Here is a 13528-nt window from a genome sequence, read left to right as displayed (position 1 = left end):
TTTCATGAAAATATTAATCTTTGTTGCCCTGCTGGTTGGACTGGCAGGCGGCGGCCTGTTGTCTTACGGGGCGTGGCTGCTGCTGCCGGCGGCGGGATTTATGGTCGCCGGCGTATTGTGTCTGGGCTGGTCTTATCTGGTCTCCCGCATGTTGGGTCATAAACCCGGTAAGGGGGCCTGATGTTCTTTCCCGGACTGTTTCGAAAATCCGCCGACCCGATGACCTCACGGGAACTCAGTGAACTGATCGGCCTGTCGTATGACACCTACACCGGACGGCGGGTCAGCCCCCGGATGGCCATGCAGCTTACCGCCGTTTTTAGCTGCGTGCGGGTACTGGCGGAATCGGTCGGCATGCTGCCCTGTTCGCTGTATGAACAACTGGCGCGGGGGAACAAACGGGCGACCCGCGAACGGCTGAACACCCTGCTGTCGGTAAAACCCAACAACTACATGACGCCCCAGGAATTCTGGGAGCTGCTGATTGCCTGTCTGTGTCTGCGCGGCAACTTCTACGCCTACAAAGTCAAGGCGCTCGGCGAAGTGGTGGAACTCCTGCCCCTTGAGCCGGGCAGCGTTGTACCCAAACTGAACAGTGACTGGTTGCCGGAATATCAGGTCACCTTCCCGAACGGGGATAGCCGGACACTGACCCAGGATGAGATCTGGCATGTGCGTATCTTCACACTGGATGGCCTGATCGGATTAAGCCCGATTGCCTATGCGCGGCAGGCGATTGGACTCGGGCTGGCCACCGAAGAGCACGGCTCCCGGCTGTTCGGTAACGGTGCCGTGACCAGTGGCGTACTGCAAACGGATCAGTCATTGACCGATGACGCCTTTGACCGCCTGAAAGCGGATTTTGAATCCCGCCATCAGGGACTGGTCAACGCCCATAAACCAATGATCCTTGAGATGGGGCTGCAATGGAAACAGATTAGCCTGTCCGCCGAAGACGCCCAGTTTCTGGAAACCCGCAAATTTCAGCTTGAGGAGATTTGCCGCATCTTCCGTGTTCCCCTGCATATGGTGCAGAACACCGACCGGGCGACCTTTAATAACATTGAAAATCTGGGGATCGGTTTCATTAATTATTCACTGGTGCCATACCTGACCCGTATCGAGCAGCGGATTAATGCCGGACTGGTGAAAGGGACTAAGCAAGGGCAGTTTTATGCCAAGTTCAACACCGGGGCGCTGCTGCGCGGGGACATGAAATCCCGCTTTGAGGCGTACACCCGGGGCATTAACTGGGGGATTTACTCGCCGAACGAATGCCGGGAACTGGAAGAACTGAACCCGCGTGAAGGCGGGGATATCTACCTGACCCCGATGAACATGACCACTGATCCCGATTCACCCCCCAAACCCAAGACGGAGACTGAATCCCATGCCGATGATGACCAAAAAACGGCTTGATGTCCCCCTGAAAATCAAATCGGTCAGCGACTCCGGCGAGTTCGAAGGCTACGGTTCGGTGTTCGGGGTGAAAGACAGTTATGACGATATTGTGTTACCCGGTGCCTTTGAAAACTCGCTGAAGCAGTGGGGCGAAAAAGGCGGCTTACCCGCGTTGCTCTGGCAGCACCGGATGGACGAACCCATCGGTATCTATACCGAGATGAAAGAAGATGAGGTCGGGCTGTACCTGAAAGGGCGGTTGCTGATTGACGACGATCCGCTGGCGAAACGGGCGCATGCCCACCTGAAAGCGGGGTCACTGTCCGGCCTGTCGATTGGCTACCTCCTGAAAGAATGGGAATACGACCGGACGAAAGAGGCCTTTTTACTGAAAGAACTCGATTTATGGGAAGTGAGTCTGGTGACCTTTCCGGCCAATGACGAAGCCCGGGTCAGTGAGGTGAAATCGGCCTTTGCCCGGGGTGACATTCCCGCCCCAAAAAGTATTGAACGGGTCCTGCGCGACGTCGGACTCTCCCGCTCCCAGGCCAAGGCATTTATGGCTGAGGGGTACGGCGCGTTGTCTCTGCGTGACGCTGAAACGGACGTGTCCATTTTGAATGCATTAAAAACCCTTACTTTTGAATAATCACGGAGTCCACTATGGCAGTTGAATTGAAAGACGTTGAACAGATCGCGCAGGAAATCAAGGGGCGCTTTGACGAGTTCAAAGAGAAGAATGATAAACGCTTTGACGCGATTGAGGCCGAAAAAGGCAAACTGGCGGGGCAGGTTGACACCCTGAACGGCAAGCTGTCTGAACTGGATAGCCTGAAAACCGCACTGGAAGAAGAACTGGCGGGACTGAAACGCCCGGCAGGCGGCAGCAATAACAAGGCCGCGTCTGAGCACAAAACCGCCTTTACCCAGTTTATCCGCAAGGGTAAGGATGACGGGCTGGCCGAACTGGAGCAGAAAGCCATGCAGACCGTCAGTGATCCCGAGGGCGGTTATGCCGTTCCCGAAGAGCTGGATCGTAATATCATCAGCGCCCTGAAAGATGAAGTGGTGATGCGGGCAGAATGCAGCGTGGTGTCCGTCGGTAATCCCAACTTTAAGCGGCTGGTCAATCAGGGTGGCACCAACAGTGGCTGGGTCGGCGAAACCGATGAACGCCCGGAAACGAAAACACCGAAGCTGACGCCCATCGAACCGACCTGGGGTGAGATTTACGGTAATCCCGCCGCCACCCAGACCATGCTGGACGATGCCTTCTTTGATGTGGAGGCCTTCATCACGGCGGAGCTGGCACAGGAATTTGCCGAGCAGGAAGAAGACGCCTTTACCCACGGCGACGGGGTCAAGAAGCCGAAGGGATTACTGGCCTACGGCAGTGACGCGCAGACCGACAAAGAGCGCAAGTGGGGCACCTTGCAGCACCTGCTGCTGAAAAAGCCGACCGAAGTGACGGCGGACGAAATCATGCAGCTGATCTACACCCTACGCAAGCCGTACCGCAACGGGGCAAAGTTCATGATGAACAACAAGATGCTGTTCACCGTGCGCACCCTGAAAGACAGTCAGGGCAATTATCTGTGGCAACCGGGTCTGCAACTGGGGCAACCCTCTGCGTTGCTGGGCTACGGCATTGCGGAAAATGAGCAGTTTGCCGATGTGGGCGCGGACGCCGTGCCGGTGGCGTTCGGTAACTTCAAGCGTTGCTACACCATTCTGGATCGCATGGGCGTACGCATATTGCGTGACCCGTACACCCACAAGCCGTTCATCCACTTTTACACCACCAAGCGCGTGGGGTCTTTGCTGGTGGACAGCAACGCGGTGAAACTGCTGAAAGCGGGTGGCGGTAAATCATAATCAATCCAATGGCGGCCACCGTGCCGCCTTTTTACCGGGGGAACCATGCCCTTACCCACCATTGAAGAACTGCGGTTGCAGTGCAAGATAGATGAGACGCAGGACGATGACCTGTTACTGAATTATCTTGCCAGTGCCAGAGAGAAGGCCGAGAACTACCTGAACCGTAAACTCTATGAAGACAGGGTGCCGGACGATGATCTTGACGGCATTCTGATCACCCCGTTAATTAAGCTGGCCTTAATGCTGGCAGTGGGGTTCTGGTATGAACACCGTGAACCTAATGTATTAGCCAGTGGATTTAAAGAGCTGCTTAACGACTACCGGATCAGACCCATGAGGGGGAAATAATGAATATCGGCCGATTGCGCCACCGCATCACGATTCAGGGTATCCGCACCCGACAGACGTCTTCGGGCGGCGTTGTCAACGAACGCTACACCGTGGCAACGGTGTGGGCGGAGGCGAAATTTATCAGCGGCCGCGAGGTGGTGGCGGCCAAGGCAGTGTTATCTGAAAGTGTTGTCCGGTTCTGGGTGCGTTACCGCGCTGATATCGACACCACCATGGCTATCATTTTCCGGGGCAAAACTTACGCCATTCAGGCAGTGATGCCGGACAATAAATTAACCCTGTTGGAATTACTCTGTCAGGAGGGCGTAAAACAATGACCACCGTGGATCTTTCAGCACTCAAAGACCTGTCGCGGGATTTGGAGCTGCTCAGCAAGGCTGAGAACGACAAAGTACTACGTAAAGGCATGTATGCCGGGGCGAAAGTGCTGCGCGATGAGACCCGCAGCCGTGCCCCCAAACGCACCGGTAAACTCAAAAAGAACATTATGGCGGTTAACCGCAAAAAACAGCGGGACGGCTCCATCTCTTCGGGCGTTTATGTGCGGGGATCGAATCAATCCGGCACCAACAGCGACCCCAAAATGAAGAAAAACGACCCCCGCAACGCCTACTACTGGCGCTTTCTGGAAAAAGGCACCTCAAGGATGGCCCCGAAGCCGTTCATTGATCCGGCCTTTGAATCCAAATCAGATGCCGCCGCCGACGCGGTATTTAATGCGGCGTTGAAAGCCATTGATGAGGTACTGGCAAAATGACAGACGGCGATTTGTTTACATTGTTAGTTCCGGTACTGCCCGGCCGGGTGTTTCCCTATTTAATCCCGCAAACCGAAAGAAAAACCGCGGCGCCGTGGTGCGTATTTTCCACCTACAGTATCTACACCGATGTACTGAGCGGCCAGTCGGTCAAAATGACGCGGGTTCAGATTGATGCCTACGCGCCCGGGCTGGACGACGCCGACCGGATTTGTGGCGACGCCTTCAGTGCCATCAAAACATTGCAACCTTTTGAAGTAGAACGTGAGAACAGTTACGAAAATGACACGGGGCTGTATCGCGCGACCGTCGAATTTAAAATCTATTCCTAATCCCGGAGATAATATGGCTAAGTATGAAAAAACACTGGCGACCTCGCTGTCGGTTTCTGCTGAGGCAGCCAATGACGCAACCAGCACCCTGATAAAATGGGTGGCAATTGACACTTCCGTCAAAGAAATCAACTACACCGGCGGTCAAAAAAGTGACATTGAGGTCACTACGCTCGGTTCCCGTGAACAGGAGATGATTAACGGACTGGCGGCCCCGGCTGAAATTACCCTCTCCGGGCACTGGACGGCCGACGAGGAAGGGCAGGACATTTTGCGCCTCGCCTACAGCACCGACCAAGCCTATGCCTTCCGTGTCCAGTTCCCCAGCGGCAATGGCTATACCTTCTTGGCTGAGGTCAGGCAGGAATCATGGCAGGCTGCCGCCAATGGCATCGTCAGCGCCTCCTTCACCTTGCGCATGAAAGGCCGCCCGACACCGCTGGCGAAAAAACTGCAAACCAACACACAGGAAGGACAATAATCATGAATATTCGTCAACTGGCATTAACCCCGAAACTGGGCTTTCGCACCAAAACGGTAACCGTGACTGAGTGGGATAACGCCACCGTCACCCTGCGTGAACCGTCAGCTGGGGCATGGATCCGCTGGAATGAAGTGACCTCGCCAACAGACAAAGAAGGAACACTCTCCACGGCAGAAAAGGTGCTGCGCAATACCCGTGCCGATGTCGTGCTGTTTATCGATGTGCTGTGCGATGAACACGGTGAACCGGTCTTTACTCCGGACGATATGGAGGCCGTGATGGATATCTACGCCCCCGTGCATTCCCGCCTGTTACATCAGGCACTCAGTCTGGTGACCACCGGTGATGAAGCCGAAAAAAAGTCCGATCTCCATTAACCGGCTTTATGCTGACGCTGGCCCTGCGCCTCGGTAAAACCCTGTCCGAATTGCAGGGCGGGTTAAGTGCCAGCGAACTGATGCTGTGGCTGGCCTACGACCGCGAAAACCCCCTCAGCGACCGTCGGGGTGACATTCAGGCCGCGCAAATTGCCTCCGCGGTTTATCAGTCACAGGGTGTCAAAGTCGGGCTGAGCGAGGCGCTGCTGCAATGGGGCAATCCCGATGAGGAAAGCGGCGACGACTTCGAAAACTTCTTTGCTAATCTCACATAGGTGACACTGTGGCAAAACTGCGTGAACTGATTATCAAAATCTCGGCCAATTCCAGCTCGTATCAGGCGGAAATCGCCCGGGCTGCCCGGCTGGGAGAAAATTACCACCGGGTGATGGAAAATGGCAACCGGGGTGCGGCGGCGGCGGCGCGTGGCAGCCGTGCCGCCCTGCGTGACCTGAACAGCCAGCTGGTTTCAGTGAAAGACTCTGCCGTCGGGATGGCGGGCGCGTTTGCCGGCATCTTCGCCACCAGTAAACTGATTGAAACCGCCGACAAATGGACAAACCTCAATTCCCGCTTGAAACTGGCGACGGCGTCCAGTATCGATTTAGCCAATAGCCAGCGGTTATTGATGGAGATGAGTCAAAAAACCGGAACATCATTCGAGGCCAATGCCACGGTCTTTGCCCGTGCGGCTGCCCCGATGCGGGCACTCCAATATGCCTCACAAGACATTGTTAATATGACGGAAGCGCTATCGACGGGGTTGAGAATATCAGGCGCGAATGCTTCAGAATCCAGTTCGGTATTGGTTCAGTTCTCGCAAGCGATGTCGTCCGGTGTCCTGCGGGGTGAAGAATTTAACGCGATGGCGGAGAACGGCAGTCGAATCATTCAGGCACTGGCTGACGGTATGGGCGTCGCCAGAACCCAATTAAAAGGCATGGCGAACGACGGCCTGTTGACGATGGATAAAGTCATTCCCGCTTTACTGAGCCAACTGGAGAAACTGAAAGCAGAAGGCCTTTCAATGGGGGCGACGGTTGAAAAATCCCTGATGCGCGTACAAAACGCCTTCATGGAATGGATCGGTGGGGCGAATGAAGCCACGGGTACTACCCGCGTTCTCGCCGGGGTACTGGATGACCTGTCTAAAAATATTAACGACGTCGCTGCGGCGGGCGCAGTGGCAGTCGGTCTGTTCGGGGCGCGGGCGCTGGGTAACAGGGTATCAGCGATTGGGGCATCAACCTCTGCGCTGATCCAGAATTCCCGCGCCGAAATTAATAACGCGGATCAAGCTTACCGTAACTCTCAGGTTCAGGTTGCCTCAGCGAGAGCCAGCGCTTATCAGGCACAACAAAACGTTATCGCCGCGCGTTCACGCCTGCTTCAGACGACAAACACACAGACCTTCGCCGCCGCAGAAGCGAGACTGAACCGGACACTGGTCGCAGAAGCGGCAGCGCAGGCCAGAGTGACGCAAAGCATCAATGCAAGAGCCGCCGCACAAGCGCGACTCAATGCGGTCACCTCGCTCGGTTCAAGAATGGGCGGTGCGCTGCTCGGCGCTGTCGGTGGACTGCCGGGGATACTGATTATGGCCGCCGGTGCAGCCTACCTGCTGTACCAAAACCAAAAGCAGGCCAAAGAAGAAGCCCGGGCGCACGCGAAAGAGGCGACAAAAATCAAGGAAGAACTGAGCAAGATGGATCCTGTTCAACTCAGGGACACCAAGAATCAGTTAAAAGAAGATCTTGCCGTGGCTAAAGAGGATGTGGAAAAGTTCAGGAAGGAGATGAATAAAAACCAAATCAGCCTCAATCTTTTCATGAAGGATAAAAGCAACGGTAAAAATACTGACATCAAGATCACCGAGTTCAGCACTAAACTTTCAGAAAGCCGTTCGGCGTATGAAGCTGCCCTGAAAACGGTCGGTGAAATCACGTCTGCCCTCACGAGTCTGGGTGACCAACAGACAATCAATGGGGAGAAAGAGAAAAGGTTCATCACAGCGATTAACGAAATGCGCAAAACCGGCAATGTGACGCTGGCGCTGCAAAATCAAAAGCTGGAACTCACGGTCGAGCTACTGGAACGGATCAAAAACTCAAGCATTGATGTATCAGGTATTCACATTCCCGTACCGGTAGTGAAATTCGAGCCAAACGACAAAATAAAGTCGTTACTGAAAGACCAGGAAAGGGAAATTGATCTTTCTAAAAGAAAGGGATTAGATAAAGTCAGGCGTGAGGCGTATTACAAAGCCGTTGATGGGGGGTTGAATCCGGATGATAGGCAACAAAAGCCCTATGTGAATCAGGTCATTAATAACGCGGCTCAGGTATACCAAAATGCCGAAGCCCTACGGAAGCAGGACGAAGCCGCCCGAAAAGCTCAAAGCGAGGCAGAAAGTGCCACACGGAAAGCCGCCAAAACCGCAGAAGATTACACGAATAAAGTGGCCGAACTGAATACGCAACTGGCCACCGAAGCGATCCGCTATAAAGAGGGCAATGCTGCCGCCGAGCTATTCGCCAATTCTCAAAATAACGTCAGTAAGTTTACTCAGGAACAGAACAACCACCTGAACCAGCTTAACAAGCGACTGGAGGAAACTAAGCAGCGTTATCAGGACTTACAGGCTGCTATCGAAGCGGATCCATTCCGTAATGTTGCTAAAAGAACCCAAGAAGCGACAGAGCAACTGGAGCGGCAGAAGAACAATGGTCAAATTGAGTCACCCGCCGAATACACCTATCGAAAAGGGGATATCTGGAAAGACGAGGTTAGAGGCAATGCGGACGCCAGACAGCAGTATGCCGTTTCCGCCAGAGATAACTTACGGGGCGAAGTTGACCCAATACAGGATCTGGAAAACCAACTTGAACGCAAAAAGGCGCTTTATCAGTCCTATGCTGACGCAACTGTTATCAGTGAACAGCGTAAGAATGAACTGATTGCGGCCGCCGAAACGGAAAACAACACGAAACGCATTGAAGCGGCGAAACAGTTATTTGCTGCCCAAAGTACCTATCACGCAATCGCAGTCAACCTGTTTGATACTGTCAGCGAACGCATGGGCAACATGATTACGGGGCTGCTAACCGGAACTAAATCGCTCAAAGAAGGCATTTCTGAAATGTTCGCTTCAATGGCACAGAGCGTCGTTCAGAGTTTAATGAAAATTGCTGCGAATAAGGCATTTGAAATGCTGGCCTCTTCATTCGGTGGCGGTGCGGGGGGGGCGTTCAACGGCTTCATGTCTACGTTCGTCAAGAATGCCAAAGGCGGTGTTTATAATTCTCCCAGTCTGAGTAGCTACAGCGGTCAGATAGTCAATAGTCCGACATTGTTTGCATTTGCGAAAGGGGCGGGACTGATGGGTGAAGCGGGGCCGGAAGCCATCATGCCGCTGACCCGTAGTGCCGATGGCTCTCTGGGTGTACGTGCTATTTCCCCAAAGGGCTTGGGTGATCAAGGGGGCACCAATATCAATGTCTACATCACGGACGGGAAAACTGAAAGTTCATCATCGAAAGGCGATAATGACGCCTTCGGGCGTCGTTTTGCTCAGGCCGTCGCTCAGGTCTACTACGCTGAACGTGACAGGGATTTGCGGCAGGGTGGTGCAATCAACAAAGCGATAAGGGCGAAATAATGGAAATATTCACATGGCTGCCGCGCGTGAATGCCAGTTCCAATGTTGAATTTGCGATCCGAAAAGCGAAATTCGGTGACGGTTATGAACAGGTCTCTGGTGCGGGGATTAACCCCAAGTCGATGAGATGGACATTGGATTTTGTCGGTAATGAAAAACACATTACTGAGATTATCGCCTTTCTTGACCGGCATGAAGGGCATAAGTCATTTATCTGGACGCCCCCGCTGGCGAGCAAGGGGCTGTTTCGGTGCGAGAGCTATAAGTATCAGGCCATTGATTACAAAACCTATGCCCTGTCAACTGAATTCATTGAGGCGCACGCGCCATAGAGGACAATCATGTTTACTGCTGACGTACAAAAGCTGGACGCCGGAAATACCGTCCGGCTCTACGAGATTGACGGGACAAAATTCGGTGCCGATGTGCTTCGTTTTCATGCGTATGGTATGCCTGTGACGCCCGAAGAAATTGACACCGCCGAGGAGACAGGCAGTCAGCCGCAGCCGAAGTCCCTTTGGTGGCAGGGGCAGGAATATAAACCGTGGCCTGTTCAGATAGAGGGACTGGACATGTCCACGGATGGACAGGCTGCCCGCCCTCGCTTATCTGTTGCGAATATTGAGGGAACGGTCACCGCGCTATGTCTGCAATTTGATGACATGGTACAAGCGAAAGTCGCTATCCATGATACATTTGTTCATTATCTGGATGCGAAAAATTTCCCGCAGGGTAACCCTACCGCTGATCCGCAACAAGAGCGGCAGCTCATGTTTTACATCAACAGAAAAACATCTGAAACCGATAAGACTGTGGTTTTTGAATTAGCCAGCCCGGCGTCACTGGATGGCCTGATTATTCCCACCCGGCAAATTCACGGCGTATGCACATGGTGTGCCCGTGGCTGGTACCGGACAGGGAAAGGTTGCGACTACGCCGGAACAAACTATTTTGATATTGACAACAACCCGACCGATGATCCGAGCAAAGACCGATGCCCCGGCACCGTCATTGCGTGTAAGTTGCGTTACGGTGAAGATAATGAGCTATCATTTGGTGGGTTTCCGGCCTCGTCCCTTATCAGGAGATAGCCATGAATGATAAGACATTAACGGCCATATTTGAACATACTAAACAAATGTATCCCAATGAATGTTGTGGGGTAATTGCCCAGAAAAGCCGCGTAGAAAAATACTTTCCCTGCAAAAATTTAGCCCCTAATCCCGCCGAACAATTCCAGCTAGATCCCGGTGATTATTTAGCCGCATCAATCTGGGGAACTATTACCGGTATTGTTCATAGTCACCCGGACGCAACTACTATGCCCAGTGATTTAGATGAGGCACAATGTGATTTTACTGAATTGCCGTGGCACATTGTGAGCTACCCAGAGGGTGATTTCAGGACAATCTATCCGCGCGGTGAATTGCCGCTACTCGGTCGCCCGTTTGTGTTGGGTGTCTATGATTGCTATGGTCTCATTATGAGCTATTACCGCCAACAATGCGGTATTGAACTGAATGACTATCGGGTTAATTATCATTGGTGGGAGCAAGGTGAAAACCTTTACATAGAGAATTTTGAGAATGCCGGTTTTGTTGAAGTCACAGGCGACCCGCAGACGGGCGATGTAATCATTATGCAGGTTCAAGCGGATGTGCCCAATCATGCCGGTGTTTTGTTAGAGGGTAATTTATTACTCCATCACCTCTACGGACAGTTAAGTCAGAAAGTGCCGTATGGGGGGTATTGGAAAGACAGGACAATAAAGATAGTACGATATCATTTATTATTATAAATTAAGCGCTATAAGATAACTCAATTACCTTTACGCTGGATTTGCGTTGTTTTCAATGAAAATATGCAGTGAATTACTTAGAGGAATTATCATGAAAACAAAATTTATTTCTTTAATTTTTTTGATGTTGATGAGTGGATGCGTAGGGATTACAAGCAAGGACATAAGAAGCGTCAGACATGAAGTTTTTTTTTCAGATAAAAGCCCTGATGATTTTAAATATTGCTTAATTGATAATTTAGATCATTTAAGAGGCGATCGAATGCTAATAGAACCAGTTTTAAATTCCAAGTCGGTGGAAATATTGATTGGAGCGCTACAATTATCAAATATGAGATATTACCATAGGGTAATCATATCGGATAATGGAGGAAAAACTAGGGTATCGATACAGAGCTTAGATGACCATTATCGTCCACTAACAAAAAATGAACTGAGAGAAATGGCTAAAAATTGTTTATAGCCAAGGATGAATTGAAAATAACATAGTTTTTTAACCCGCGTCGGCGGGTTTTTTTATTTATGAGGTCATTATGGCTTATATATGTCCCCCTCTTCGGACAATACGCCTACACGGCGTCCTTGCTACCAAGTTCGGCGCGACATTTGACTATGCCGTCAGAGATGCCCCCCATGCTATCCGGGCTATGAGTAGGCTGGTTGCAGGTTTTGAGGCATTCATGATCCATGCTCACCAGCAGGGTTTTACTTTTTCGGTCATTGTGGGTGGCAGAAGTTACCACAAAGACGAACTGGACATGACCAAGGGTAATGGTGGTATCCATATACTGCCTGTCATCACCGGCAGTAAACGCGGTGGATTGTTTCAAACGATTTTAGGGGTAGCGCTGATTGCGGTTGCATGGTGGAATCCATTGGGCTGGGCTGCCTCGACCGCATTGTTTGTCGGGGCGTCAGGGGCATCAATGGCAATGGGCGGCGTTTCTCAAATGCTGGCACCTCAGCCGCCGAGGTTGGGGATGCGGGAATCCCCCGACAATAAACCCAGTTATGCTTTCGGTGGTGCAGTCAATACCATCGCACAAGGGAACCCTGTGCCTCTTCTGTATGGTTCGCGCGAGATAGGCGGGGCGATTATCTCAGCGGGTGTTTACACCGAAGACCAGTATCAGACTGAGCAAATAGAAAACCAACGCAAACACAGCCGCTAAATGCGGTTAATGAGATGGTCCCCACCACCCTGTGAGCGGTATGCTGGCAGGGTGTTTCTTTCAGGAGAAGACCATCATGCAAAACGTTACGCTTATTGGTATTGATCTCGGCAAACATTCTTTCCACGTTCACTGTCAGGACAAATCAGGAAAGGCCCTGCTGCGTAAAAAATTTACCCGCGCCAGACTGATGGAGTTTTTAGCGGGATCGCCATCAGCGACTGTTGTAATGGAAGCCTGCGCCGGTGCTCACTTTATGGCTCGCCGGATCGCTGCTTTTGGTCACGAAGCGAAGCTGATTTCTCCACAATTTGTTCGTCCTTTTGTAAAGAGCAACAAGAACGATTTTGTGGATGCTGAAGCCATATGCGAAGCTGCATCTCGTCCCTCCATGCGATTTGTGCAACCACGAACAGAGGCGCAACAAGCTATGCGCGCCCTGCATCGGGTCAGAGAATCACTGGTCAGAGACAGGGTTAAAACCACTAATCAGATGCACGCTTTTTTACTGGAATTTGGCATCAGTATGCCGATCGGAACCGCCGTGATAAAAAGACTTTCAACCGTCTTGGCAGAGAACGAACTTCCTCCCTATCTGGCACAGTTGCTGATGCGCTTACATGCCCATTATCTTTATCTTGTCGAACAGCTCACCGAGCTTGAGACGGCACTGGAGCAGGAGCTGAGACGTGATGAAACAGGACAGCGTCTTCAGACAATACCGGGCGTGGGTCCGATAACTGCCAGCGTCTTATCATCGCAGCTGGGCGATGGTAAGCAGTATGGCTGTAGCCGGGATTTTGCTGCTTCAACCGGTCTGGTACCACGCCAGTACAGCACGGGTGGCAAAAATACGCTTTTAGGGATAAGTAAACGCGGAGACAAAAATCTGCGACGGTTACTTGTCCAGTGCGCCAGAGTCTTTATCCAGAGAATCGATTATCAGTCAGGAAGGCTGGCTGAATGGGTAAAGGCTCAGCTTGAGCGAAAACACTCAAATGTTGTGGCCTGTGCGCTGGCCAACAAATTAGCCCGGATAGCCTGGGCAATCACAACACGGCAAACTGTGTTCGAAAGGTAACGACGACGCCAGTCTGACTGGCAGGTTAATCGTTAATTAAAGCAGTTCCCAATCTGGTTTTGCGAAGACTGATTATTGATGACATGAACGGCTTATCGACCTGATGGAATCCTGACATAAAAAATGGCTCTCTGAAGCCGTGCGGTTTTTTAGGCTTATCAGGTGCGGAACTCATCGAGGCGCGGGCATCCCTGCCCATAGTGACGCCGGATAGATTTAAGCAAGCCAACATCAATCAA

19 protein-coding genes are annotated in these 13528 nt (G+C 51.9%); 18 read left to right on the top strand and 1 reads right to left on the bottom strand.

The window, feature by feature from the left end:
* Positions 1-4 precede the first annotated feature (4 nt).
* The 18 genes from XBJ1_RS21960 (at position 5) to XBJ1_RS02835 (ending at position 13289) form a co-directional block, all read left to right on the top strand.
* Complete coding sequence (locus tag XBJ1_RS21960) at positions 5-181, top strand: hypothetical protein (protein ID WP_012987266.1); 177 nt, start codon at positions 5-7, stop codon at positions 179-181.
* A complete protein-coding gene (locus XBJ1_RS02915) occupies positions 181-1419 on the top strand; it encodes a phage portal protein (protein ID WP_012987265.1) in 1239 nt (412 codons plus the stop codon). Before XBJ1_RS21960 ends, XBJ1_RS02915 begins: the two co-directional genes overlap by 1 nt.
* Positions 1397-2050 (top strand): HK97 family phage prohead protease, encoded by a 654-nt coding sequence (locus XBJ1_RS02910; protein WP_041573294.1) that lies wholly within the window; start codon positions 1397-1399, stop codon positions 2048-2050. The genes XBJ1_RS02915 and XBJ1_RS02910 overlap by 23 nt, the downstream gene beginning before the upstream one ends.
* Positions 2051-2064: 14 nt before the next feature.
* A complete protein-coding gene (locus tag XBJ1_RS02905) occupies positions 2065-3276 on the top strand; it encodes a phage major capsid protein (protein WP_012987263.1) in 1212 nt (403 codons plus the stop codon).
* 45 nt (positions 3277-3321) lie between these two features.
* The gene (locus XBJ1_RS02900) at positions 3322-3627 is read left to right on the top strand and encodes a head-tail connector protein (protein WP_012987262.1); all 306 of its coding nucleotides are present in this window, start codon (positions 3322-3324) and stop codon (positions 3625-3627) included.
* Entirely contained in the window at positions 3627-3947 is a 321-nt protein-coding gene (locus XBJ1_RS02895) for a phage head closure protein (RefSeq protein ID WP_012987261.1), read from the top strand. The genes XBJ1_RS02900 and XBJ1_RS02895 overlap by 1 nt, the downstream gene beginning before the upstream one ends.
* A complete protein-coding gene (locus XBJ1_RS02890; protein WP_012987260.1) occupies positions 3944-4387 on the top strand; it encodes an HK97-gp10 family putative phage morphogenesis protein in 444 nt (147 codons plus the stop codon). Before XBJ1_RS02895 ends, XBJ1_RS02890 begins: the two co-directional genes overlap by 4 nt.
* Positions 4384-4719, top strand: coding sequence for a DUF3168 domain-containing protein (locus XBJ1_RS02885; protein ID WP_012987259.1), 336 nt, complete (start codon positions 4384-4386; stop codon positions 4717-4719). The genes XBJ1_RS02890 and XBJ1_RS02885 overlap by 4 nt, the downstream gene beginning before the upstream one ends.
* 13 nt (positions 4720-4732) lie before the next feature.
* On the top strand, positions 4733-5200 hold the full coding sequence (locus XBJ1_RS02880) for a phage tail tube protein (RefSeq protein ID WP_012987258.1): 468 nt from the start codon (positions 4733-4735) through the stop codon (positions 5198-5200).
* Between the two features lie 2 nt (positions 5201-5202).
* On the top strand, positions 5203-5580 hold the full coding sequence (locus tag XBJ1_RS02875; RefSeq protein WP_012987257.1) for a phage tail assembly chaperone: 378 nt from the start codon (positions 5203-5205) through the stop codon (positions 5578-5580).
* An 8-nt stretch (positions 5581-5588) separates the two neighbouring features.
* The gene (locus XBJ1_RS02870) at positions 5589-5855 is read left to right on the top strand and encodes a phage tail assembly protein T (protein ID WP_012987256.1); all 267 of its coding nucleotides are present in this window, start codon (positions 5589-5591) and stop codon (positions 5853-5855) included.
* Positions 5856-5863: 8 nt separating this feature from the next.
* Entirely contained in the window at positions 5864-9238 is a 3375-nt protein-coding gene (locus XBJ1_RS02865) for a tape measure protein (protein WP_012987255.1), read from the top strand.
* Positions 9238-9570 carry a phage tail protein gene (locus XBJ1_RS02860; RefSeq protein WP_012987254.1) on the top strand — a complete coding sequence of 111 codons (333 nt, stop codon included), beginning with the start codon at positions 9238-9240 and terminating at the stop codon, positions 9568-9570. Before XBJ1_RS02865 ends, XBJ1_RS02860 begins: the two co-directional genes overlap by 1 nt.
* Positions 9571-9576: 6 nt before the next feature.
* A complete protein-coding gene (locus tag XBJ1_RS02855; protein ID WP_419184850.1) occupies positions 9577-10329 on the top strand; it encodes a phage minor tail protein L in 753 nt (250 codons plus the stop codon).
* 2 nt (positions 10330-10331) lie between these two features.
* Positions 10332-11036 (top strand): C40 family peptidase, encoded by a 705-nt coding sequence (locus XBJ1_RS02850; protein WP_012987252.1) that lies wholly within the window; start codon positions 10332-10334, stop codon positions 11034-11036.
* Between the two features lie 91 nt (positions 11037-11127).
* Entirely contained in the window at positions 11128-11499 is a 372-nt protein-coding gene (locus XBJ1_RS02845) for a hypothetical protein (protein WP_038198338.1), read from the top strand.
* Positions 11500-11569: 70 nt separating this feature from the next.
* Positions 11570-12208 carry a tail assembly protein gene (locus XBJ1_RS02840; RefSeq protein ID WP_012987250.1) on the top strand — a complete coding sequence of 213 codons (639 nt, stop codon included), beginning with the start codon at positions 11570-11572 and terminating at the stop codon, positions 12206-12208.
* A 76-nt stretch (positions 12209-12284) separates the two neighbouring features.
* On the top strand, positions 12285-13289 hold the full coding sequence (locus tag XBJ1_RS02835) for an IS110 family transposase (protein ID WP_012987226.1): 1005 nt from the start codon (positions 12285-12287) through the stop codon (positions 13287-13289).
* 25 nt (positions 13290-13314) lie between these two features.
* Here XBJ1_RS02835 and XBJ1_RS21845 read toward each other — a convergent pair whose 3' ends face one another.
* Complete coding sequence (locus XBJ1_RS21845; RefSeq protein WP_162467458.1) at positions 13315-13521, bottom strand: hypothetical protein; 207 nt, start codon at positions 13519-13521, stop codon at positions 13315-13317.
* Positions 13522-13528 lie beyond the last annotated feature (7 nt).

Origin of the sequence: Xenorhabdus bovienii SS-2004 (genome assembly GCF_000027225.1) — a bacterium.
Classification (GTDB): Bacteria; Pseudomonadota; Gammaproteobacteria; order Enterobacterales; family Enterobacteriaceae; genus Xenorhabdus; species Xenorhabdus bovienii_C.
Note: the sequence above shows the minus strand (reverse complement) of the source record. Positions and strands in the feature narration are given on the sequence as shown.

Bases quoted from the DNA above. Each gene is read 5' to 3' on its own strand.
- XBJ1_RS02900 (WP_012987262.1), top strand. From the start codon at position 3,322: ATGCCCTTACCCACCATTGAAGAACTGCGGTTGCAGTGCAAGATAGAT.
- XBJ1_RS02835 (WP_012987226.1), top strand. From the start codon at position 12,285: ATGCAAAACGTTACGCTTATTGGTATTGATCTCGGCAAACATTCTTTC.
- XBJ1_RS02905 (WP_012987263.1), top strand. From the start codon at position 2,065: ATGGCAGTTGAATTGAAAGACGTTGAACAGATCGCGCAGGAAATCAAG.
- XBJ1_RS02875 (WP_012987257.1), top strand. From the start codon at position 5,203: ATGAATATTCGTCAACTGGCATTAACCCCGAAACTGGGCTTTCGCACC.
- XBJ1_RS02895 (WP_012987261.1), top strand. From the start codon at position 3,627: ATGAATATCGGCCGATTGCGCCACCGCATCACGATTCAGGGTATCCGC.
- XBJ1_RS21845 (WP_162467458.1), bottom strand. From the start codon at position 13,521: ATGTTGGCTTGCTTAAATCTATCCGGCGTCACTATGGGCAGGGATGCC.
- XBJ1_RS02860 (WP_012987254.1), top strand. From the start codon at position 9,238: ATGGAAATATTCACATGGCTGCCGCGCGTGAATGCCAGTTCCAATGTT.
- XBJ1_RS02850 (WP_012987252.1), top strand. From the start codon at position 10,332: ATGAATGATAAGACATTAACGGCCATATTTGAACATACTAAACAAATG.
- XBJ1_RS02890 (WP_012987260.1), top strand. From the start codon at position 3,944: ATGACCACCGTGGATCTTTCAGCACTCAAAGACCTGTCGCGGGATTTG.
- XBJ1_RS02840 (WP_012987250.1), top strand. From the start codon at position 11,570: ATGGCTTATATATGTCCCCCTCTTCGGACAATACGCCTACACGGCGTC.
- XBJ1_RS02845 (WP_038198338.1), top strand. From the start codon at position 11,128: ATGAAAACAAAATTTATTTCTTTAATTTTTTTGATGTTGATGAGTGGA.
- XBJ1_RS02870 (WP_012987256.1), top strand. From the start codon at position 5,589: ATGCTGACGCTGGCCCTGCGCCTCGGTAAAACCCTGTCCGAATTGCAG.
- XBJ1_RS02910 (WP_041573294.1), top strand. From the start codon at position 1,397: ATGATGACCAAAAAACGGCTTGATGTCCCCCTGAAAATCAAATCGGTC.
- XBJ1_RS02915 (WP_012987265.1), top strand. From the start codon at position 181: ATGTTCTTTCCCGGACTGTTTCGAAAATCCGCCGACCCGATGACCTCA.
- XBJ1_RS02885 (WP_012987259.1), top strand. From the start codon at position 4,384: ATGACAGACGGCGATTTGTTTACATTGTTAGTTCCGGTACTGCCCGGC.
- XBJ1_RS21960 (WP_012987266.1), top strand. From the start codon at position 5: ATGAAAATATTAATCTTTGTTGCCCTGCTGGTTGGACTGGCAGGCGGC.
- XBJ1_RS02880 (WP_012987258.1), top strand. From the start codon at position 4,733: ATGGCTAAGTATGAAAAAACACTGGCGACCTCGCTGTCGGTTTCTGCT.